Genomic DNA, 21604 nt, shown 5'->3' with positions numbered 1-21604 from the left:
GCCCCGCCGCATACCGAGAAACGTGGGGGGCGGAATGGGCATCTGGCAGGACCTGTGGCGCGGGCGCTCGGCGGACTTCGACTCCGGCAGCGCGGCGTCCAACTCCATTGAAATGACCAAGCGCAACCACACGGTCTCGCTCACCAAACAGGGCGCGGCCACCGGCAACCTCCGCATCAACCTGTCCTGGCGGATGCGTACCTCCGACTTCGGCGGACCACAGCGCGGCAGCCTGCTGCGCCACCCCTTCCGCACCTTCAAGCCGGAAGTGGTCCAGGGGCACACCCAGAGCATGGTCAACGTCGACCTCGACCTCGGCGTCATGTACGAGCTGACGGACGGCACCAAGGGCGTCGTCCAGCCGCTCGGCAGCTTCCTCGGCGAACTCAACGCCCCGCCGTTCGTCAAACTCAGCGGCGATGACCGCTTCGGTTCCGCCTCGGGCGAGACGGCCTACGTCAACCTCGACCACCGCGACGACATCAAACGGCTGCTGGTCTTCGTCTACATCTACGACCAGACCCCGGCCTTCGACCGCACGCACGCCATCATCACGCTCTATCCGAGCAACGGCCCGCGCATCGAGATCGGCCTCGACGAACGCCATCCGCAGGCCCGCTCCTGCGCCGTCGTCATGATCGAGTGCAACAAGGGCGAGGTGACCGTACGCCGTGAGGTGAAGTTCGTGTACGGCTTCCAGGCCGAACTCGACCGGCTCTACGGCTGGGGGCTCCAGTGGGGCCGCGGATACAAGTCGAAGGCCGACCGTTAGAGGCCGGCCGCGCTCGGCGGCCGGACCGCGGCCATGCTCAGCGGCCGAGGAACTGCGGCCCCTGCGGCGGCAGCCTGAAGTCCGGGTCGGGCCCCGCGCCCACCGCCTGCGGGAAGCCGTACGCGGGCTGTGTGGCCGGCGCGGTCTGCGGCTGCGGGTAGCCGTAGGCGGACGGGCCGGCCGGCTGACTGGCCGGCTGGGGGTAGCCGTACGCCGGCTCGGTCACGGCCGGCGCGGCAGGCTGCGGATAGCCGTACGCGGGCTGCTGAGGGACCGGGGCGGACTGCTCCGGCGGCAGCGGCACCGAGGCCTCGGGCGCCGTGGCGGGCGAGGCCCAGGCGGTGACCTCCGGAGCGGATCCGGCCGCCGCGGCGGCCTCGGACTCGTCCACCGAGATCCCGAAGTCGGTCGCGAGCCCCACCAGACCGTTGGAGTAGCCCTCGCCGAGCGCCCGGAACTTCCACCCCTCGCCGCGCCGGTACAGCTCGCCGCAGATCAGCGCGGTCTCCGCACCGGTCTCCGGCTTGATGTCGAAGTACGCCAGCGGTTCACCGTCCGTGACGGCAGCGTCGTACAGCAGAATGCGCAGATCACGTACGCGATCGAAGGTGACGTCATCCGCCGATGCGACCAGGAGAATCTGTCCGACACCGGACTCGACACCCGTCAGATCTGTCTGGATCGTGTCGGTGAGGCCCTCGGTGACGCGCTTCTTGCCGAGCCGCCACACCTTGCCGGACGGATGGCGGGGCTGGTTGTAGAAGACGAAGTCCTCGTCGGATCGCACACGACCGTCGGGGCCGAGGAGCAGCGCCGAGGCATCGACATCGGGGACACCCTGTCCGGGCGCCCAGCGCAGGACGGCGCGCACCGCTGTGGCGTCCAGCGGGACGTTCGACCCTTTCAGCATCGCGTGCGTCATGCGGTCATCCTGCCCTGTCGGTCCTGGTCACGACAATGCGGGGTCGTCCCGGAACCGGTGAGTGTTGGACATGGCGGAGTTACCTGAACTTCATGCCCGGTGGGAACCCCTGACATGGATCCATACGTACTATTACCGGCCACATCACATCCGGCCACCTAGCCGCCACGGGGGAGTCCCATGCGTCATTTTGGTCACATCACCCCGGAAGAGCGGCAGCGCCTCTTCCACCGGGAACCCGGCGTCTTCACGTCCGACTCCCCGGCCAGAGTCCTCGCCGCCGCCCTCGGGGCGACGCTGTACAGCCCGGCGACCCGGCCCCGGCTGGCCGACGACATCGTCAAGCAGACACTGCGTGGCGTGGTCTCGATGGTGCTGTGCCTGGAGGACTCGATCGACGACTCCGAGGTCGTGGGCGCCGAGGAGAACCTGGTCCGCCAGTTCACCGACCTCGCGGCCAGGCCGGACATGGGCGAGCTGCCGCTGCTGTTCGTCCGGGTCCGCTCTCCCGAGCAGATCCCCGACCTCGTGCGGCGCCTCGGCCCCGCCGTCCGGCTGCTGTCCGGATTCGTGATGCCGAAGTTCACCGAGGAACGCGGCACGCCCTTCCTGGAGGCCCTCGCCTCCGCCGAGGCGGCGAGCGGCCGACGGCTCTTCGCCATGCCCGTCCTGGAGTCGCCCGAGCTGCTCTACCGCGAATCGCGCGTGGAGACCCTGGAGGGCATCTCCCGCGCCGTCGACAAGTACCGCGACCGGGTGCTCGCGCTGCGCCTCGGCGTGACGGACTTCTGCTCCTCGTACGCGCTGCGCCGGGCCCCCGACATGACGGCGTACGACGTCCAGGTGGTCGCCTCCGTGATCGCCGACGTGGTGAACATGCTGGGACGGGCCGACGGCACCGGCTTCACCGTCACCGGGCCGGTGTGGGAGTACTTCCGCGTCCAGGAGCGCATGTTCAAGCCGCAGCTGCGCCGCAGCCCCTTCCTGGAGGGGCAGGCGGAGGAACTGCGCGCGAGGCTGATCGAGCACGCCATGGACGGGCTGCTGCGCGAGATCACCCTCGACCAGGCCAACGGCCTCATGGGCAAGACCTGCATCCACCCCTCGCACGTGCTGCCCGTGCACGCACTGTCCGTGGTCAGCCATGAGGAGTTCAGTGACGCCCAGGACATCCTCAGGCCGGAGCGCGGCGGTGGGGGTGTACTGAGGTCGGCGTACACGAACAAAATGAACGAGGTGAAGCCGCATCGCGCCTGGGCCGAGCGCACCCTGCTGCGCGCCGAGGTCTTCGGGGTCGCCCACGAGGACATCGGCTTCGTCGAGCTGCTCACCGCCGGACTGACGGCGTGAGCCGGCCCGGCCGAGCGAAGCGCAACCCCGACATCAAGGAACCGATGAACACCCCCGTGCACGACCCGAACGACCCCGACGACGTGAACGCCCCGGACGCCCCGGACGACGCGGTGTGGACCGGGAGCTGGGTCGCCGAGCGGCTCGGTGTCGAGCTCGTCGGCGACGAGGGGCTGAGCGGCCTGCTGGGGCTCGCGCTGCGGCGCAACCCCAGGCGCGCCCACCTGCTCGTCTCGAACATCCTGGGCAAGCACGTGCCCCAGTCGCCGTCCGTCGTCCACGGGCACGGACTCGCGCTCGGCCGGCGGGTGCGCGAGCTGCTGGGCACCGACGAAGCCCGCGCGGCCGTGGTCCTCGGGTACGCCGAGACGGCCACCGGGCTCGGCCACTCGGTGGCGGACGGCGTGGGCGTCGCGCCCTACCTCCACTCCACCCGCCGCCCGGTCCGCGGCGTCCCGCGGGCGGGCGGCTTCGAGGAGTCCCACTCGCACGCCACCTCGCATCTCCTCCTCCCAGAGGACCCGGATCTGCTTTCGGGCCCCGGCCCGCTGATCCTCGTCGACGACGAGTTCTCCACCGGCAACACCGTCCTCAACACGATCCGCGACCTGCACGAGCGCTACCCGCGTGAGCGGTACGTGGTCGTCGCGCTGGTCGACATGCGGTCGGAGTCCGACCTGGCGCGCTTCGAGAAGTTCGCCGGGGAGATCGGCGCCCGCGTGGACCTGGTCTCGGCCGCGTCGGGCACGGTGCGCCTCCCCGAAGGCGTCCTGGAGAAGGGGACGGCACTGGTCGCCGAGCACGAACCGGCGGCGTCCGACGCCCCCGCCCTCACCCCCGAGAGCTCCGGCCCGGCCGTCCGCGTCGAGCTCGGCTGGCCCCGCGGCCTCCCCGACGGCGGGCGGCACGGGTTCACACCCGGACACCGAATACGTTTGGACGCCGCCCTGCCCGCCATGGCGGCGCGGCTCGCCGACGCCCTGCCCGACGGCGCCCGCCGCGTGCTGGTGCTCGGCTTCGAGGAACTGATGTACGCGCCGCTCCGACTGGCGGACGAGCTGGAGCAGGCGGTGCCCGCCGAGGTGCGCTTCTCCACGACGACCCGGTCCCCGGTGCTCGCCCTCGACGACCCCGGCTACGCGATCCGCAGCCGCATCGTTTTCCCGGCCCACGACAACCCGGACGACGGACCGGGCGAGCGCTACGCCTACAACGTCGCGGGCGCCGGGTTCGACGCCGTCGTGGCAGTCGTCGACTCCACCGCCGACACCCCCGAACTGCACGCGCCCGACGGCCTGTTGGCCCAGCTGGCGGCGCACACCCCGCGTGTCCTGCTCGCCGTCGTCCCGTCGTACGTCCCCGCACGGCCGCCCACCGAAAGGCCCTCCATGCTGCCCGAGCCCCTCCGCGGCCCCGCCTTCTCCTCGTACGCCCCCGACGAGGTCGGCTGGCTGCTGCAGGACCTGTCGGACGTGACGCTGGAGGCGCCGACCGAGGAGCGCGAGGAGGCGATCCAGAGCGGCGGCGCCCACTACGCGGAGTCGCTCCCGGTCGAGTACCAGCCGAGCCCCGAGTACCAGGAGCTCTTCCACGCGGCCCTGACCACCTCGGCCGCCCGGATCGCCGAGGCCGTCGGCGCCGTCACCGAGCTGGTGCTCGCCGCCCGGTCTCCCCGCCCCGTCCTGGTGTCCCTGGCCCGGGCCGGCACCCCCGTCGGCGTCCTGATGCGCCGCTGGGCCCAGCACCAGCACGGCCTCGACCTGCCGCACTACGCCGTCTCCATCGTCCGCGGCCGTGGCATCGACGCCAACGCGCTGCGCTGGCTCGCCGCCCACCACGACCCGGCCGACGTCGTCTTCGTCGACGGCTGGACCGGCAAGGGCGCCATCACCCGCGAACTCGCCGACGCGATCCAGGAGTTCGAGGAGGCCGAGGGCGTCACCGGCTTCGACCCGGAGATCGCCGTGCTCGCCGACCCGGGCTCGTGCGTGCGGACGTACGGCACCCGCGAGGACTTCCTCATCCCCTCCGCCTGCCTCAACTCCACCGTATCCGGGCTGATTTCGCGCACGGTGCTGCGCTCCGACCTGGTCGGCGAACACGACTTCCACGGCGCGAAGTTCTACCGCGAGCTCGCCGGCTCCGACGTCTCCGTCGAATTCCTGGACGCCGTGGCCGCCCACTTCCCCGAGGTCGCCGAATCGGCCCGCGACCGGGCGAAGGAGCTGCTCGCCGCCGACCGCGAACCCACCTGGGAGGGCTGGGCGGCGGTCGAGCGGATCAGCGAGGAGTACGGGATACACGACGTGAACCTCGTCAAGCCGGGCGTCGGTGAGACCACCCGGGTGCTCTTGCGCCGGGTCCCCTGGAAGATCCTCGCGCGCGCCGGAGCGGGCGCCGACCTCGACCATGTCAGGCTGCTCGCCGAGCAGCGCGGGGTGCCTGTCGAGGAGGTCGAGGAACTCCCGTACACCTGCGTGGGGTTGATCCACCCGAAGTACACGCGCGGCGCGACCGGTGCCGACGGCAAGGCGGTGACGCTCTGATGTCCGCGCCCAAGGTGCTCGTCGCCAGCGACCTCGACCGCACGCTCATCTACTCCTCGGCCGCGCTCGCGCTGACCATGCCGGACGCGCGGGCGCCCCGGCTGCTCTGCGTCGAGGTGCACGAGAGCAGGCCGCTGTCCTACATGACGGAGACGGCCGCCGGGCTGCTCACCGAACTCGGCGACCTCGCGCACTTCGTGCCCACCACGACCCGCACCCGCAAGCAGTACCAGCGCATCAACCTGCCCGGCCCGGCGCCGGAGTACGCGATCTGCGCCAACGGCGGACATCTGCTGGTCGACGGCGTCTCCGACCCCGACTGGCACACCGCTGTGCTGGAGCGGCTCGCCTCGCAGTGCGCGCCGCTGGACGAGGTGCGAGAGCACCTGGCGGCGACCGCGGACCCGGTCTGGGTGCGCAAGCACCGGGTCGCCGAGGATCTGTTCGCCTATCTGGTGGTGGAGCGGGAACTGCTCCCCGAGCAGTGGGTGAAGGACCTGGCCGTGTGGGCGGAGAACCGCGGCTGGACGGTCTCGTTGCAGGGCCGCAAGATCTACGCCGTGCCGAAGCCGCTCACCAAGAGCGCGGCCGTGCGTGAGGTCGCCCGCCGTACCGGAGCCGTTCTCACGCTCGGCGCGGGGGACTCGCTGCTCGACGCCGACCTGCTGCTCGCCGCCGACCGCGGCTGGCGCCCGGGGCACGGCGAGCTCGCCGAAGCGGACTGGACGGCACCGGCGATCACCGCGCTCCCGGAGCGGGGTGTCGCGGCGGGGGAGCGGATCCTGCGCGAGTTCGTGAGCGCCTGCACCGGCTCCGGTCCCGCCTGAGGGATATGCGGAATTTGGTCCCGGTCTCGTCCGTTTGGGGTGACCGGGGCCGTTCCGCCGCGACACGCCGGAGGGGCTTCGGGCACGGCTGAAGAGTTGGTAAGAAATCCCCCGGGATCAGCCGCAGCAGCCGCCGCCGCAGCACCCGCCTCCGCCGCCGCCCGAGCGTGGTGCCGACGCCGGCGCGGACGCCGAACCGCCCTTGGCGACGGCGACCGCCGACAGGAGTTTGACGGTGTCGTCGTGTCCGGCGGGGCAGGCCGCGGGAGCGGCGGATTCGGCCATCGGGCGGCTCAGTTCGAAGGTGTCGCCGCAGGTCCGGCAGCGGTACTCATAGCGAGGCATGCGCACAGGTTAGCCGGAACGAGCCAACGTCCGTAGGGCTCCGGTGTCTTCCTCCGGCGTGGCGGGTCGAGGGCCCCGCGCGCGGTCCAAGGCCGGTCGAAGGGGGGCGAACTGGTTGACCCCGTTGACCTCTGAGTTTTTTTGTCTCGTTGCTGATCGAAGAGATCCCATTGGTCGCTGATAATTTAATAGGGCCGCGACGAGCCGCAAGGTCGGGGAGGGGGGCTCGCAGCCGCGAAAGTGGCCGCTGCAACTACCCGCGCGCGCAATTCCGAAGTGCGGAGGGAGACGCAGTCGTGACCAAGACGTGGCATCGCAACGATGCTCCGAATCCCCTGTCTTTGGGCCGCCCACGCGCAGGAGCGTGCCGTGGCTAGCACATCCGGACCGCAGCGCGGTCGCGGCTCTCGTCGCAAGCCCTCGCAGCCCACCCGACTGTCCGGCCTGGCCGCGCGCCTCGTGCCGCTCGCCCGCCGTCTCAGACCCGCCTATCCACGCCCCGGCCGGGCCGGTTGGCGACGCTGGGTGCCCTCCTGGCGGCAGTGGCTGGGCGCCTTCGCGCTGTCCATCGGTCTGAGCGGATCGTTTCTGGTCATCGCCTATGCCGCAACGGACATACCCCAGAACCTGAACACATACGCGACCCAGCAGGACAATGTCTACTTCTGGTCGGACGGCACGCCGATGGCCCGTACCGGCTGGGTGCGGCGCCAGGCCATGCCGCTGAAGGACATACCCGAGGACGTGCGCTCGGCGGTCCTCGCGGCGGAGAACGAGAGTTTCTACTCCGACCCCGGAATCTCCGTCAAAGGTCTGACCCGTGCCCTCGTGCGCACGGTCGGCCAGGGAGATACCCAGGGTGGCTCCACCATCACCCAGCAGTACGTGAAGAACGTCTATCTGACCCAGAACCGTTCGGTGACCCGCAAATTCACCGAGGCCATGATCGCCCTCAAGCTCGACAACAAGATGAGCAAGGACAAGATCCTCGAGGGCTACCTCAACACCAGCTGGTTCGGGCGCGGTACCTACGGCCTCCAGCGGGCCTCCCAGGCCTACTACGGCAAGGACGTGAGCAAACTCGACGCCAGCGAGGGCGCGCTCCTCGCCTCGCTCCTCAAGGGCGCGGGTCTCTACGACCCCACCCTGAGCAAGGCCAACCACCAGCGGGCCGAGGAGCGTTGGTCCTGGATCCTCGACCGCATGGTCAAGTCGGGCACCCTGTCGAAGGCCGAGCGGGCCACGTACACGAAGTTCCCCGAGCCGGTCGAGCAGACCGGGGCGTACGACACCGGAAAGCAGAGCGACTACCTGGTCGAGCTGGCGACCCAGTACGCCAGGAAGGCCGGTCACATCTCGGCCCGTGACTTCGACCTCGGCGGCTACCAGATCTACACGACCTTCGACCGCAAGCGCGAGACCGCGCTCACCGACGCGGTGACCAAGGCCCGCGACAAGGCGAAGAAGGACGACCCGGACGGCGCGAAGACCGCCCACTACGGCGCCGCCTCGATCGCCGCCGACGGACGGATCCTCGCCGTTTACGGCGGTCCCGACCACCGTAAACAGGGCTACAACGAGTCCAACGCGACCACCGTCCCGGCCGGTTCGGCCTTCCTGCCCTTCGTCTACGCCGCCGCCCTGGAGCACGGCGTCCACAAGACCCGCGACAGCGCGGCCACACCGGTCACGCCCGACTCCCTCTACGACGGCAACGACGGTGTCCCGGTCAGTACGCCCGAAGGCCCCTACTGGGACCGCAGCGGCAAGAAGGTCGCCGCCCACAACGAGGGCAACAAGAACTACGGGCAGATCACCCTGCGTTCGGCGCTCGCCGCGAACGTGAACACGGCGTTCATGCAACTCGGTATGGACACGGGCCTGGACCAGGTGCGCAGGACCGCCGAGGCGTCGGGCCTGCTTTCCTCCAGCATCGGGCCGCAGGTGCCCGGACTGACCCTGGGCACCTCCACGCCGAGCGCGATCCGTATGGCCAGCTCCTACGCCACCTTCGCCGCCGGCGGGACGCACAGCGAGCCGTACTCGGTGCGCCGCATCACCCGCAACGGCTCCCGCGTCGGGCTGGACACGCCCGCACCCCATCGCGCGATGCGCGCGGAGGTGGCCCGCCAGGTCACCGAGGCGCTCTCGGACTCCTTCAGCACCGGGCATCCCGGCGCGGCCCCCGTGGGGGCGGAGGTGGCCGGCAAGAGGGGTTCCACGCTGGACGACAAGGCCGCCTGGTACGTGGGCACGAACCGATCCGTGTCGACGGCGGTGGTCCTGTACCGCATCGATCTGTCCAAGAGCCTCGAACCGCTGGCGCTCAAGGGGATCGCCGGCGCGCCCGTCGCCGACGTGCCGTACGGCATCTGGTCCGGTGCCATGAGTCCGCTTCGCTGAGCCCGTCGGCCGGCCGCTCGGCTCGGCCCCCTCCGACGGCCACCCGGTGGCCGCGCCACGCTCCTCCCACCCCCCTCGCAGAATGTGCCCCGTATGAACTCGAAGCACAGCCGGCGCCGTCGCCGTGAGCCCGATCCCGGTTCTGCCGCCGCCTCCGCACGCCAGGGCTTCGCGGCCATGACCGCCTTCCTCGTCGTCACGTCCATGGCCGCCACCTACCTGGCCCTGAACACGGACAGGGCCACACCGGCCGCGTCCGCCAGGGCGCACGCCTCCGGCGGCGGCAAGGCGAAGAAGGAGCCGGTGTGGGACGGGAAGACCAAGGTGCTGGGCGACGGCTCCACGTCCTACACCGGTCCGCAGAAGGGCGAGTTGAAGGCCGTACCGCTCAAACCCGGTGAGAAGCCGCCCCAGTTCGTCGTCTTCTCCTGGGACGGCGCGCTCCAGGGCGACGACCAGCTCTTCTCGCACTACCGGGAGCTGGCCGAGGAGTACAACGCCCACATGACGTTCTTCCTGACCGGCATCTATCTGCTGCCCAAGGACAAGAAGACGCTCTACGAGCCCCCCATGCACGATCCGGGCTCGGCGGCGATCAGCTACGCCACCGACGAGCACATCCGCACCACGCTGGAGGAGCTCGGCAAGGCGTGGAAGGACGGCAACGAGATCGGCACCCACTTCAACGGCCACTTCTGCGGCGACAAGGGCGGCGGGGACTGGAGCGTCGCGCAGTGGGAGAGCGAGATCGACCAGTTCTTCTCCTTCGTGGAGAAGTGGAAGACCAACACCGGCGACAGCGATATTCCGGCGCTGCCCTTCGACCCCGCGCGTGCCATCAGCGGCGGGCGCGCACCCTGCCTCGAAGGCCAGAAGAACCTGCTCAAGGCCATGAAGGCCACGGCCAAGAAGTACGACTGGCGCTACGACGCCAGCTCCGCGGGCGACTTCCAGATATGGCCCGCCAAGAAGGCGGGCATCTGGGACTTCCCGCTCCAGATGCTCCCCTACGAGAACGGCAAGTACCAAGGCCTGTCCATGGACTTCAACTTCCTCTACAACCAGTCGGACGGTGAGACCGAGGGAGATCCGGCCAAGTACCCGCAGTGGGAGCAGGAGACCGTCAAGTCCTACATGGCCGGTTTCGACCGCGTCTACTACGGCAGCAGGGCACCGCTGTTCATCGGCAACCACTTCGAGGACTGGAACGGCGGCATCTACATGAAGTCCATCGACCAGGTCATCAAGAACGTGTGCACGAAGAAGGGCGTTCGCTGTGTGTCCTTCCGTGAGCTGACCGACTGGCTCGACGTGCAGAAGCCCGAGACCCTGGAGCGCCTGCGCAGCCTCGACCCCGCCCAGTCGCCGGACTGGTCGACCGTGGTGAAGTAGGGGACGCGGTGGGGCCGTCAGGGCCCCGGCAACGCCTTGAGCGTCAACTTACCCCGGACATAAGGGACTTGGTTGTACCGGACGCGAACTCCCCCCGGATTCAGCACAGTTGAGTGGGACATGTAAAGATTCCCTTCCCTGGAGTCCGACCGGGGATCAAGGAGAATCATCAGTGATATCGAAGAAGTTGAGCCGCAGTTGCTCGACCGTGGGGGCGGTCACCCTCTCCGCCCTCCTGCTGCCCCTGTCCGCCGCCCACGCGGCTGCCCCCACTCCCCGGGTGACCGCGTCGACGGCCGACGCCTTCGGCCGCGTGGCCGACGCCGTGTTCACCGACCGCACGGCCGCCCTGCTGGACGGCGCCCCGACGGCCCGTACCGCCCTGAAGGCGACCACGGCGGGCATACGGGTGTCCGACACCCTCGCGCACACCGAGAAGACCGCGGTCTCCTCGCTGCACGGCACCCGGTCCCGCCTCGCGGCCCTCGGTGAGGCCTACAGCGCCGCCGACACCAGCGTCGCCGTGAACCGGACCCGGGTGACGGGACAGCGGGCCACCGCCTGGGTCACCGAGACCACCACCCTCACCTACCGGAAGATCCGCGGAGACGAGCCCGCCACCACGGGCTTTCGCGCACACCACGTACTGACCTTCGGCGCCCGGGCGGACGGCACCTGGAAGCTGACGGGCGAACGCTCGACGGACAAAGGTCCCCGCCAGGTCAACGAGCCCGTCGCCATGACGCCCCGCAGGACCACGATGGCCGCTGTCGACGCCCCCCGGGCAGCGACCACGTACCCCGCGCCCGCCAACGTCAAGAAGCTCACCGGTACCCCGTACGACTACGCGGCCATGGCGAGGTACGCCGAGACGTACTGGAAGAACTACAACCCCGCCTACCGCAGCTTCAACGCCGTCGGCGGCGACTGCACCAACTACCTGAGCCAGTCCCTGAAGGCCGGCGGCTGGACGCCGGTCACCAGCTCGGACGAGGAGTACGGCACCTGGAACTACGGCACGTCCACGCAGACCGACACCTGGGTCGGCGTCAACGAGTGGTCCTGGTTCACCCAGACCGCCCAGCGCTCCACCCCCCTGGCGAACGTCTACCAGATGGACATCGGTGACGTGATGCAGATGGACTTCGACAAGGACGGGTCCAAGGACCACTCCATGATCACGTCGTACCGGAGCTCCGGCGGCGTGCCGTATCTGACCTACCACGACACCGACACCTACCGGCGGTCCGTGTCCAGCCTCATCGCGTCGTACCCGAACTCGGCGTTCTACGCGTACCGCACCTGATCAACACCCCCGCAGGGCCCCGTCCCCCTGGGAACGAACGCCCTGCGGCAAGGCTTCGGGGGGAGCCTCCGCGCTTCCTCCGCGCTTCCCCCCGAAGCCTTCCTCAGGCGCCGCCGCGCTCCTCGCGGATCTGCGCGACCACCCGCGCCACCGTCTGCCGCACCGCCTCCGTCTCGGTCAGGAAGTGCCAGTAGTCCGGATGCCTGCCCTCCAGCGTGGTGACAGCCCGGTCGAGCCGGGCGACGGAGTCGTCGAGCGGGCGGGCCTGCCGGGGGTCGGGGGTGCTGCGACCCGCCATGGCCAGCCGCTGCGCGTCCCGGATCGCGAACCGGGTGCGGTCGATCTCCTGCTGGGGGTCCTTCTGCACGGCGTTCAGCCGCCGCAGCCGGTCACCGGCCGCCGACACGGCCTCGTCGGTGTTGTTCAGCAGCGCGCGCACCGTCGCCAGCAGCGAGGTCGCGTCCGGCCAGTGCTGCGCCTCGCGCGCCGCCCGCGCCTCCTTCAGCTTCACCTCGGCCTGCCGTACGTTCTCGACGGCCTGCTCCGGCACATGCTGCAGGTCCTGCCAGCACTCCGCCGTGAACCGCCGCCGCAACTCGCTCAGCACCGGCTCCACCTGCCCCGACCGGGTCGTCAGCGCCTGCGCGCGGGTACGCAGCGAAACGAGCCGGTGGTCGATCTCGGCCGCCCGCTCCGGCAGACGCTCCGCCTCCGCGCGCACCGCCCCGGCCTCCCGCGAGACCCGCTCGGCGCGCTCCAGCGTCTCCGGCACGCCATGCTGCCCGGCACCCTGGTTGAGCTTGGTCAGTTCGGGCCCGAGAGCGGCGAGCCGGGCGGCGAGATCGTCGGCCCTGAGCCCCGACTGCCGTACGGAATCCAGGGCGTTCGAGGCGCCGAGCAGAGCCTGCCGGGCGCGCTCGACGGCCGGGGCCAGCCGGGCGAGCTGGGTCTCGGCCTTGCCGAGCAGGGGACCGAGACTCTGCTCGAACCGGTCCAGGTCGGCCTTCACACGGCCCAGCTCGTCCTTCGCGGCGGAGAGTTCGCCGCGGGCCCGCGCCGCGACCGACGCCTCCAGCTCGTCCCGGTCCAGATCGTGGGCGTCGACGGCGGTGATGTACTTCTGGCTGGCCTCGTCGATCCGCCGGCCCAGCGCCTCGAAGTCCGAGACCACACGCCGGGCGGCCGGGGAGTCGTCCACGGCCGTGATCGTCTCGATCGAGATCCGCAGGTCGCGCTGGGCGGTGTCGAGTTCGTAGAACGCCGCCGCGGCGGCGTCCTTGGCGGCCTGCGCCTCGGCCCGCTGGCCCTCGGCCCGGCCGCCGAACCAGCGCCGGGTGCCGCCTCCCGCGAAGGCCGCGGGCAGCACGAGGGCGGCGAGCAGGGGCAGGGCGACGAGAGTGAGCACGTCACGGGCGACGGACGAACGAGGACGGCGCACCGGCCGCCCCGGCGAGAGACCTCGCCGAGGGGGAAGAGGGTGTGCCGGCCGCGCGCGTCGCGCGAACGGCGAGTACGGCTGCGAAGGTGTCGCCGTCACATCCCTCTCCCGTGCTGTCATCCGCCTTGCCCGGCTGTCATTCTCCCACCGGTTAAGGACGAACACACGGGCCGGTCAGTTCGCGGTTCGTACCGTGATCTTTCCATCACCGGTGTGCGCGGAGACGCGGTGCGAGCTGGCGTCGTCGCGGGGCACGTCCACGTGGACCGAACCGTCACCGCTCCCGGTCCTCACCCGGTAGGTGGCCCGGGGCAGCACGATCGAGACGGAGCCGTCCTGGCTGCGGGAGTCCACCATGTCGGGCACGGTGCCGAGTTCGAGCCGCACCGAGCCGTCCTCGGTACGGGCGCGCACGCTCCGGGCGTCCACGCCGACCGCCCGGATCGAGCCGTCGCCGCTGCGCAGGTCCAGCGGTCCCGAGGAGTCGCTGACCCGCACCGAACCGTCCGCCGTACGAATGCTCAGCGCTTCCTCGAAGCCCCGCGCGCTCACTCGTCCGTCCCCGTCCTCCACCGTGACGGCCACCCCGCGCGGCACCACGATCCGGTGCCGGGCCGAGCAGTCGGCGATGACACCCGAGCATTTCATCCGGAGCACCAGCCGGTCGTCGTCCTTCATCGCCCAGGTGACCCGGGGGTCCCCGCCGAGGGTCACATGCCCCTGGAACCACCGGGTGACCTGGACCTCGCCGGCCTTCGCGGAGTCCGACACCACCAGATCGAGCGCGGAGTCGTCCGAGTCGACGGTCAGGGTCCGGCCGTGCAGCCCGAAGGACCGCTGCTCGGGCTCCGTGTCGTCCCCGGCGGACGCGCCGCACGCGGTGGCGGCCACGACGAGCGCGACCACGACCCCGCCGACGGCGACGGCACGGGCGCGCACGGTGCGCGGGGCACCGGGGACGCCGGTGCGGCCGCCGGCCCGGCTTCGGCTGCCGCTGCGGGTGCGGGTGCCTGTGGGTGTGCGGGCCATGGTGATCTCCCCCTGGGACGGTCTGCGAGGCGCTTCGAGACTTCGAGACTTCGACACTTCGACCGGACCCGGTCCGCGAAGCCTCTTCGACGGTATGCACCCACGGAGCCCGGGGGGATCCGGGCCGCTCCCGAATCCGGGGTGGGGATAACCCCCGGGCAGCCCCGCCCCGCCACACGCCGGATACGGGTTTGCGGGGCATCCCCCCGGGCAATGTAGGCTGTCGACTCGTCCTGGGCGCGTAGCTCAGTGGTAGAGCGCCGCCCTTACAAGGCGGATGTCGGCGGTTCGAAACCGTCCGCGCCCACCAGGAAAAAGGCCCCCAGCCGATCATGGCTGGGGGCCTTTGACATCCAGATCTGACATCAGTGCCGCCGCTACTCGCGCTGTAGCCGCCGCGTAAGCAGCCGATCCATGTGACTGACGGCCTCCCGCTGCGTGTCCTGGACGACGTGCGCGTAGACGTTCATCGTCACGGCGATCTGGCTGTGCCCCAGGATCTCCATCACGACGCGGGGCGCCACGCCGGCCGCGGTGAGCAGGGTCGCGCAGCCGTGCCGGGCGTCGTGCAGCCGGATGACCCGAAGGCCCGCGTTCCCGGCGACCCGGGTGAAGGAGCGGTACATGTTGCGCGGCTCGATCGGTCGCCCCGTACGCGTGGTGAACACGTAGTCACTGTCCTCCCAGCGATCACCCGCCCGCTCGCACATCGCGGCCTGGCGCATCCGCTGGTACCGCAGGGGTGCCACGCACATGGCCGGCAGCGGCAGCACCTGCCGACGACGCCGACCCTTGGGATCGTCCTCGTACACCTCCCCGCCGACCCGCTGCCGCTGCTTCCGGACCCTGAGCTCGCGCTTGTCGAGGTCGACGTCCTGCCACCGGAGTCCGATGACCTCCCCGCGACGGAGACCCAGCGCGATGGAAAGCACGAAGGCCGGGTAGAGCAGATCGCGCCGGGCCGCGGCAAGGAAGTCGAGCGTTTCCTCCAGGCTCCAGGGATCGAGGCTGCGGGACTCGACCCGAGGCGCGTCGACCAGGGTGACGACGTTCCTGGCGATCAGCTCCTCGCGGCAGGCGGCCGAGAGGGCGGTGCGGAGAACCTTGTGCGTCTCCTTCGCGGTGGCCGCGGTGGTCTGCTGCTCCAGCCGGACGAGGAAGCGACGGACGTCGGCGACGCTCAGCGACTCCAGCTTCTTCGTGCCGAGCATGGGCACCAGGTAGAGCCGGACGTGGAACTCGTACTTGGCGTACGTGGTCCGCTTCCGCCGAGGCTTGATCATGTTCTCCAGCCAGTAGGGCAGCCACTCGGAGAGCTTGGCCGACCGGGTGGGCACGGGCACGCCCTGGTCGACCTTGGCGAGCAGCTCGCGCCGCTTGGTGTCGCACTCGGCCCAGGTCTTGCCGTAGGCGAACTTACGGGCCCGGGTGCCGTCCGGCTGGAGCACGTAGACCGCGCACTGAAAGCGGCCGTCCTTGCGCTTGGTGATCGTGCCCGCCCCATTGGGGTTGCGCTTGCGCTGGTCGGCCATCAGGAAGCCTCCTCGATCCGGCCGAGGATGAAGTCCCGTACGGCGTCGGCGGGGATGCGGCGGGCGCCGTCAATCTTGATCGATATCAGGCGGTGCGAGCGGATCAGGTCGTAGACCTTGGATCGTCCGAGCTTGAGCCGTGCCATGACCTCCGGCACGGTCAGCAATTCGGCGGTGGCGGTGGTCATGCTGCTTCTCCTTCCAGGGCGAGCAGGTCCCGTAGGGCTTCGCGGGCGGTTTCGCGGTTGTGCTGGAGGTCGCGGGCGATGGTGGCGGCGAGTGCGGATTCGCCGGGGGTGTGGCCGTGGCCGGCGTACTGCCAGTCGGCGAGTACGAGGACGGTGTCCGGCTCGTATTCCTCGAGGCCGAGGGCTTCGCGTTCCTGTGCGGCGCGGAAGTCGGCGCGGGCCTGGCGGAGTTCGCCGAGGGTGGTGGAGTAGCGGCGGGACTTCGAGCTGAAGTGGCCGCGGAAGCCGAGCATGTGAGCCCAGGCCCACAGCCGCCGGTCCGGGTAGAGCGGGTCGAGCTGCTTGCAGGCCTCGATGAGGCGGCGGGTGTGGTCGGGGATCTGGTGGCGGTCGAGTTCGGCGAGCTCGCCTATGCGACGGTCGAGGCTGCCGGTGTTCTCAGCTGCCTTGGTGGCGTACTTCGCGACGTAGGAGGCGACCGTCTGCTCGGTGATATCGGAGCCGTCACCGAACGCCTTCACGGGCCGGACGTCGAGCTGCGTGCCCCAGCGGAAGGTGCGGGTGGGCTGGTCCTCGGCGGCCGGGACGGAGACCGAGGTGTAGGAGTGCGTCGCGGCGGCGTGGATGGCGTTGGTGAGCAGGCCGACGCTCGCCCAGGACGGGGGCGGGGTGTCGGGGCCGTCCGGTCCGTCGAGGCGGATGACGGCGTGGAAGTGCAGGGCACCGCGCTTTTGGAACTCGGCGACCTTGCCGTACGACAGCCGCACATGGTTGGGCAGCTCGCTGCGGGTGAGGCCGGCGCGGGCGGCGATCTCGCGGCGGAGACGGGTGGTGAAGCGCTGCCAGAGGTCGCCCGCATGGTTGTTGAACAGGACGGCACCCGCGTAGTCGTACGTCTCCGGATCGAGCGCCGTCCCGAGCACGGGATCGTCGACCGGATGCCGGGTCCCGCAGCGGCAGACGCCACGGTCGGGGCGGTTGTGGACGGGGCCGAAGGAGGGGGCGGTGAGGGTGGCGAAGACGCGGGGGTGGTCGCGGACGGTGGAGGGGATGTCGCGGCGGTCGTCTCCGGCCAGGCCTGCGCGGATGAGGTGGTAGGTGTCGCCCGCGTAAGTGAAGGCGCAGGAGGGGCAGCGGGAGGCGCGGCGGTTGCCGCATGCGAGGCGGAGCCGTCCGCCCGGCTCGGTCTCGGTGGAGTAGTGGTGGAGGGTCTGGCCGGTGGTCTTGTCCTTGGTGAGGGTCCAGCCGGTGAGGTGGATGGGGTCGGCGCAGCCGCCGGTGCGGCGGATCTGGTCGTGCCAGCGGTCGAAGTCGTCGGCCGAGGCCACCCTCAGCAGGTCGCCGAGGGTGGTCGGGTCGAGCTGGGTGTCGGGGTTCAACGGCGCCATCCCCGCTTCTGAGGAGTGCTGGCGTTGCTGCTGGACGTCTCGTTGGAGGAGCGGCCGGTGCGGGTGGCCTTCGCGGTCCGGTCCTTGTCGTGCAGGTGGTGCGCCTTGACGATCTTTTTCAGGCGGTCGTAGTCGCCGTCGATCGGGTCGGGCGGGATGCGGTCGACTCCCTTGCTCCAGCGGGGCATCAGACGCTCACCGCCTGGCGTGCGGCGGGGCGGGCGGTGGTGCCGGTGCCGTGGCAGGCCGGGCAGTGCGCGGTGATGGTCCGCAGGTGACCGTGCCGGTTGCGGCCGCCGAGGGTGACGGCGGCGGAGGCGAAGCCGTCGCAGTTCGGGCAGATCCGGGCCCGGGGTCGGGTGTGGTGCGTCATGCTGGTGGTTCCTTTCGATTGCGGTTGGAAGGGGCCGGACCGTCCGGGCGGCGGCGATGCTTGGTGGCTTGTGCGCCGCCCGGAGGGTCGGTCAGAAGGAGGCGGGGCGTTGCCCGCGGCGAGTGGCGCGTCCCTTGGCCGCGTACATGGCGACGTCGGCAGCGGCGAGAGCTGCGGGGAGTGTCCGGGTGGGCAGGTCCGCCAGACGGCAGGAGCCCACGGACGCGGCGAGCGGAAGTGTCTGCCCGGCGTGGAGGAAGGGCCGGTGCAGCGCGCGGCCCAGGTCAGTGAGGTCCGGGCCGTGCGTGTGGTCGAGGGCGGCGACGAACTCGTCTCCGCCGAGGCGTCCGGCGATCCCGCGGCGACCGCACCAGGCGGTGAGGCGGGATGCGGCCACGGTGAGCGCGGTGTCTCCGGCGGCGTGGCCGTGGGTGTCGTTGAGGGTCTTGAAGCCGTCCAGGTCGACCAGGACGACGAGCGCGTCCGGGTGCCGGCGGATGAGGCGAGTGGCGCGAGCGGTCCATCCCGCCCGGGTGTGCAGGCCGGTGAGCGGGTCCCGGCGGGCAACGGCGAGCCGGTGGGCGAGGAACCCGGAGTGAGCTGCCCAGCCGACTAACGGCGGGACGAGGGCGAGCGCTTGGGTGTCCACGGTTCTCCTTCAAGGCAGGTTGGAAGAGAGGTGCGGGAGCTGTCCGGACGGCGGCGATGCTTGGTGGCTTGTGACACCGTCCGAAGGCCGTTCAGCGGCGCCGGTTGTCCGAGGCGACCAGTGAGCGGATGACCAGGGCGCAGACGGCGACGGACGCGGCGGTGACGGCGACCGCGAGGAGCAGCGAGACCAGGACGGCGCCGACGACCAGGACCACGGCCGCGCCAGTGCCGACGAGGGCGATGGCGGAGCCGGGGGTGAGCTGCACGGCCGGCCGCGCCGGTACCGGTGCCGGGGAGTCGGCCGGGGCGGGTGCGAAGTGCTGCGGGCTCTGCTGGATGACTGCGGTCGGTTCGACGACCCGGGCGGGCGGGGTGATGTGGCCGGTGGGCTGGGGCATGGCCGGGACCTTGGGGCGGAGCATGACGGGGTCTCCCTTCGTGGGTGGTTACTTGACGGTGGCGTCGATGACGGGGGCGAGGACGCTGTCGGCGAGGAGGTAGCCGCCGAGCAGGAGGACGGCGACGAGCCACCAGGGCGGGCGGATGAGCTTGATGCCGAGGTAGCCGACGACGATCAGGGCGAACCAGAGCGGGACGTCCACGGGTGTCTCCTCAGCGGGCGGTGCAGTGGTGGGTGCGGGCGGCGAGCTGGGCGGCGGTCTGGCTGGAGTAGTCGGCGGACCAGCCGCACTGGTCGTTGGTGCAGACGGCGGCGTGTTTGGTGTGGCCGTGGCGGTCGCGGTGGGTGCCGATCTGCACGGGGCCGATTCGCATCACGGAGTGGAAGTGGTCGCGGGCGGGCATGACGGGTTGTCCTTTCGGGTCAGGTGAGTTGGGCGGCGATGGCGTCGGCGAGCTGGGGCGGGACGCCGAGGCGGGCGCGCAGGGTGTCGGTGTCGATCCGGGCGCCTGTGCGGGCCTGGTGGTCGGCGGCGAGCTTGCGGGCGTGGTCGACGAGCGCGGCCGGGACCGACGGGAGCGGCGAAGCCAGGGGAGCGGGCGTCAAGGCGGGGGTGTCCTCGGCCGCGGGAAACGGTGCCGGTTCGGGCTGCGGATCGGGGACGGATTCCCGCTCGACCTCCGGCGCCAGAGCCGGGACCGAGGGGGCCGGCTGAACCGGCTCCAGGTCCTCGGCAGTGTGCGAGTGGGCGAGGAGGGTGCCGCCGAGGAAGGCGAGGGCGGGCCATCCGGCGATGCCGAAGCGCAGCCAGGCCGGGGGGTGGGCGAGGTCGAGGAATCCGGCGGTGGCGACGTTCGCGCCCAGCGAGGCCACCAGGGCGATCAGGAACCAGCACCAGGCCAGCCGCGACGGCCCGTCGGAGCGGAGTCGACGCCAGGCCGCGACCAGGAGCAGATCCACGCTGATCGGGTAGGCCCAGCCCTTCCAACCGGTCTGACCGGCAGCGTCGGCCAGCTCATGCAGGTGCGCGAAAGACAGGGCTCCGGCGATGACGGCCTGGACCAGGACAGCGTCCACGCGGAACGCGGGCCGGGCCATCACGAGCTGCCGGGGTAGTCGGGGCCGTCGGCCGGGTCGTAGCCGGGCGGAAACGTCCCCGCCGGCGGCTCGGGCAAAGACGCGGCCAGCGACGGGCCCACGGCGTCGACGAAGTCCCGGTCAGCGCCGGATACGTCGGCGTAGAGGGCGAGTTGGCCCAGCAGGAGCACGGTGCGGGCGAAGTCCTCGCAGTCGGGGCACATGGCGGGATCTCCCATCAAGCAGGCATGGAGGGGGTAGGGACCCGGCGCGAGACGGTCACGCCAACCGGAGAGCGAGGGAGGAGTCAGGCAGTGACGGAAGCAGCCTTCGCGAGCGGCTCAGCGGCCGGGGCCAGGGAGCCAACGACGGGCCGGAACGGCGCGAGGGCGGGCAAGTCCGGGGTGCGGTCGGCGTAGCGGTTGCAGACGTTCACGGCCGTACGCAGGGAGGTGTGCGGGGCGCGGATGCGGGCCCAGCCGCCGGAGGAGTCGCCGGTCACGGCGATGCCGGGGGTGTCGGTGCGGATCTGGATCGCGGCGAGGACGGCGTCCGGGGCGATGTCACCGAAGGCCATGTTCGCCGAGGACTCGTCGTTGACTCGGTGGGCGGTGCGGCCGGTGAGCTGGGCCCGCAGCATCGTGATGCCCTTGCCGAGCTCGGAGCCGAAGCGCTGCCCGCAGATCTCCAAGTAGATGCCAGCGGCCCGGCCGAGCTGGGCGAGGCGGACCAGGGCGGTGATGATCCGGTCGCGGCGCTTCTCCTCGTCCTTCGTGGCGAACAGGGCGAGTTCGGCAACCTCGTCCACCAGGACCACGACCGGGACCGGCCGAAGGTGCTCGGGCAGGTCCCAGATGTCGGCGGCGATCTCCGCATCCGGCACGTTCACCGTGATCCGCTGCTCAGCCCGGATCACCTGATACACGTCCGCCATGTGCGAGACCAGGGCCTCGAGGAGGTCGAGAGCGGTGTCGGGGTTGTCGGCGAGCGCGGAGAACCGGCGCGCCAGCGGGAAGAGTTCGACCCCCTGCTTACAGTCGATCCCGACCAGGGCGACGTCCATCGGGGCGAGGCCGGCCACCAGGTTCCGCTGGTAGACGGACTTCCCGGACTCGGTCGCGCCGAGGGTGAGTCCGTGCGGGACGGCCCGGTAGTCGCGGTAGTGCACGGCCCCGTCCTCGCGCAGCGCGACCGGGACTCGCATCGGCGCCGGATCAGCCTTGGCGGGCATCTGGACCCGCTTGAGGACGTCATAGCCGGTCATCCGCACCTCGACCACACCAGAGCGCAGCTCACGCGAGGTCACGCCGTACATGCCGAAGGAGTGCCGAAGCCGGTCCGTGACGGCGGAGACGTCAAACGCGTCCTGTCCGGGACGGAGCTTGAGGCGCAGGACCAGACCGGTCCGGGTGGGGCGAAGGCGCAGGATGCGCGGGGCCCTCGACTCCGGGACGGGCCGGTTGGTCATCCGGGCCAGGGCCAAGCGCCAGCGCGAGGGCGGCACGGTCAGCCTGCACGCGTCCATCACCGACGTGTAGTGGACCAGCACCCGCACCGTGGCGAAGACGGCACCGAAAGCCAGCCAGTACCAGGCCGGACGCCGCCACCGCAGAAGTCCTGCGGCAGCAACAACCAGCATCAAGGCGACGGTTAACCCGGTCATGA

Annotated in this window: 23 protein-coding genes and 1 tRNA gene; 8 read left to right on the top strand and 16 right to left on the bottom strand. The window is 70.9% G+C overall.

What is annotated here, in order from left to right; genetic code table 11:
- The first annotated feature begins 34 nt into the window (after positions 1-34).
- Positions 35-772, top strand: a complete 738-nt coding sequence (locus ABZX90_RS02530; RefSeq protein WP_351133089.1) for a Tellurium resistance — start codon at positions 35-37, stop codon at positions 770-772.
- A gap of 37 nt (positions 773-809) precedes the next feature.
- Here the strand turns inward: ABZX90_RS02530 and ABZX90_RS02525 are convergent, their stop codons facing one another.
- Positions 810-1694, bottom strand: coding sequence for a TerD family protein (locus ABZX90_RS02525; protein WP_355200993.1), 885 nt, complete (start codon positions 1692-1694; stop codon positions 810-812).
- Between the two features lie 180 nt (positions 1695-1874).
- Here ABZX90_RS02525 and ABZX90_RS02520 point away from each other — a divergent pair, with 180 nt between their 5' ends.
- The 3 genes from ABZX90_RS02520 to ABZX90_RS02510 are packed head-to-tail and all read left to right on the top strand — an operon-like array spanning position 1875 to position 6417.
- On the top strand, positions 1875-3044 hold the full coding sequence (locus tag ABZX90_RS02520; protein ID WP_351133093.1) for an HpcH/HpaI aldolase/citrate lyase family protein: 1170 nt from the start codon (positions 1875-1877) through the stop codon (positions 3042-3044).
- A 44-nt stretch (positions 3045-3088) separates the two neighbouring features.
- Positions 3089-5590 (top strand): phosphoribosyltransferase, encoded by a 2502-nt coding sequence (locus ABZX90_RS02515; protein ID WP_355200991.1) that lies wholly within the window; start codon positions 3089-3091, stop codon positions 5588-5590.
- Positions 5590-6417, top strand: a complete 828-nt coding sequence (locus tag ABZX90_RS02510; RefSeq protein ID WP_355200989.1) for an HAD family hydrolase — start codon at positions 5590-5592, stop codon at positions 6415-6417. Before ABZX90_RS02515 ends, ABZX90_RS02510 begins: the two co-directional genes overlap by 1 nt.
- A gap of 117 nt (positions 6418-6534) precedes the next feature.
- Here the strand turns inward: ABZX90_RS02510 and ABZX90_RS02505 are convergent, their stop codons facing one another.
- Positions 6535-6762, bottom strand: a complete 228-nt coding sequence (locus ABZX90_RS02505; protein ID WP_351133099.1) for a zinc ribbon domain-containing protein — start codon at positions 6760-6762, stop codon at positions 6535-6537.
- A 435-nt stretch (positions 6763-7197) separates the two neighbouring features.
- On the opposite strand from ABZX90_RS02505, the gene ABZX90_RS02500 reads away from it, so the two are divergent.
- The 3 genes from ABZX90_RS02500 to ABZX90_RS02490 all read left to right on the top strand — a co-directional run bounded on the left by ABZX90_RS02500 (position 7198) and on the right by ABZX90_RS02490 (position 11863).
- Complete coding sequence (locus ABZX90_RS02500) at positions 7198-9165, top strand: transglycosylase domain-containing protein (protein WP_355201297.1); 1968 nt, start codon at positions 7198-7200, stop codon at positions 9163-9165.
- A 177-nt stretch (positions 9166-9342) separates the two neighbouring features.
- Positions 9343-10557 (top strand): hypothetical protein, encoded by a 1215-nt coding sequence (locus tag ABZX90_RS02495; RefSeq protein ID WP_355201295.1) that lies wholly within the window; start codon positions 9343-9345, stop codon positions 10555-10557.
- A gap of 172 nt (positions 10558-10729) precedes the next feature.
- Complete coding sequence (locus tag ABZX90_RS02490) at positions 10730-11863, top strand: amidase domain-containing protein (RefSeq protein WP_355200987.1); 1134 nt, start codon at positions 10730-10732, stop codon at positions 11861-11863.
- A 103-nt stretch (positions 11864-11966) separates the two neighbouring features.
- Here the strand turns inward: ABZX90_RS02490 and ABZX90_RS02485 are convergent, their stop codons facing one another.
- Both ABZX90_RS02485 and ABZX90_RS02480 read right to left on the bottom strand, forming a co-directional pair.
- The gene (locus tag ABZX90_RS02485; RefSeq protein WP_355200985.1) at positions 11967-13400 is read right to left on the bottom strand and encodes a hypothetical protein; all 1434 of its coding nucleotides are present in this window, start codon (positions 13398-13400) and stop codon (positions 11967-11969) included.
- Between the two features lie 75 nt (positions 13401-13475).
- Positions 13476-14330: a DUF4097 family beta strand repeat-containing protein gene (locus tag ABZX90_RS02480; protein ID WP_355200983.1), complete on the bottom strand. Its 855-nt coding sequence runs from the start codon at positions 14328-14330 to the stop codon at positions 13476-13478.
- 235 nt (positions 14331-14565) lie between these two features.
- Between ABZX90_RS02480 and ABZX90_RS02475 the strand changes: the two genes are divergently transcribed.
- Positions 14566-14640: transfer RNA gene (locus tag ABZX90_RS02475), tRNA-Val, on the top strand.
- A gap of 67 nt (positions 14641-14707) precedes the next feature.
- On the opposite strand, the gene ABZX90_RS02470 is transcribed toward ABZX90_RS02475, so the two are convergent.
- The 12 genes from ABZX90_RS02470 to ABZX90_RS02415 form a co-directional block, all read right to left on the bottom strand.
- The gene (locus ABZX90_RS02470; protein WP_355200981.1) at positions 14708-15862 is read right to left on the bottom strand and encodes a site-specific integrase; all 1155 of its coding nucleotides are present in this window, start codon (positions 15860-15862) and stop codon (positions 14708-14710) included.
- Positions 15862-16050 (bottom strand): helix-turn-helix domain-containing protein, encoded by a 189-nt coding sequence (locus tag ABZX90_RS02465; protein ID WP_355200979.1) that lies wholly within the window; start codon positions 16048-16050, stop codon positions 15862-15864. The genes ABZX90_RS02470 and ABZX90_RS02465 overlap by 1 nt, the downstream gene beginning before the upstream one ends.
- Entirely contained in the window at positions 16047-17438 is a 1392-nt protein-coding gene (gene repSA, locus ABZX90_RS02460; RefSeq protein WP_355200977.1) for a replication initiator protein RepSA, read from the bottom strand. Before repSA ends, ABZX90_RS02465 begins: the two co-directional genes overlap by 4 nt.
- Complete coding sequence (locus ABZX90_RS02455; RefSeq protein ID WP_355200975.1) at positions 17426-17626, bottom strand: hypothetical protein; 201 nt, start codon at positions 17624-17626, stop codon at positions 17426-17428. Before ABZX90_RS02455 ends, repSA begins: the two co-directional genes overlap by 13 nt.
- Entirely contained in the window at positions 17626-17811 is a 186-nt protein-coding gene (locus tag ABZX90_RS02450) for a hypothetical protein (protein WP_355200973.1), read from the bottom strand. Before ABZX90_RS02450 ends, ABZX90_RS02455 begins: the two co-directional genes overlap by 1 nt.
- Positions 17812-17902: 91 nt before the next feature.
- Positions 17903-18460 carry a GGDEF domain-containing protein gene (locus ABZX90_RS02445; protein ID WP_355200971.1) on the bottom strand — a complete coding sequence of 186 codons (558 nt, stop codon included), beginning with the start codon at positions 18458-18460 and terminating at the stop codon, positions 17903-17905.
- Between the two features lie 91 nt (positions 18461-18551).
- A complete protein-coding gene (locus ABZX90_RS02440) occupies positions 18552-18884 on the bottom strand; it encodes a SpdD-like protein (protein ID WP_355200969.1) in 333 nt (110 codons plus the stop codon).
- Positions 18885-18908: 24 nt separating this feature from the next.
- Positions 18909-19064 (bottom strand): hypothetical protein, encoded by a 156-nt coding sequence (locus ABZX90_RS02435; protein WP_355200967.1) that lies wholly within the window; start codon positions 19062-19064, stop codon positions 18909-18911.
- A gap of 10 nt (positions 19065-19074) precedes the next feature.
- Positions 19075-19266 (bottom strand): mobile element transfer protein, encoded by a 192-nt coding sequence (locus ABZX90_RS02430; RefSeq protein ID WP_351133123.1) that lies wholly within the window; start codon positions 19264-19266, stop codon positions 19075-19077.
- A gap of 19 nt (positions 19267-19285) precedes the next feature.
- Positions 19286-19960, bottom strand: a complete 675-nt coding sequence (locus tag ABZX90_RS02425) for a DUF2637 domain-containing protein (RefSeq protein WP_355200965.1) — start codon at positions 19958-19960, stop codon at positions 19286-19288.
- Positions 19960-20178 (bottom strand): hypothetical protein, encoded by a 219-nt coding sequence (locus tag ABZX90_RS02420; protein WP_355200963.1) that lies wholly within the window; start codon positions 20176-20178, stop codon positions 19960-19962. The genes ABZX90_RS02425 and ABZX90_RS02420 overlap by 1 nt, the downstream gene beginning before the upstream one ends.
- Positions 20179-20246: 68 nt before the next feature.
- A complete protein-coding gene (locus ABZX90_RS02415; RefSeq protein ID WP_355200961.1) occupies positions 20247-21602 on the bottom strand; it encodes an FtsK/SpoIIIE domain-containing protein in 1356 nt (451 codons plus the stop codon).
- Between the last annotated feature and the right edge of the window lie 2 nt (positions 21603-21604).

It is taken from the genome of Streptomyces sp. NPDC002935, assembly GCF_040611295.1.
In the GTDB taxonomy this organism is placed as follows: domain Bacteria; phylum Actinomycetota; class Actinomycetes; order Streptomycetales; family Streptomycetaceae; genus Streptomyces.
This window is presented reverse-complemented; position numbering and strand designations above follow the sequence as displayed.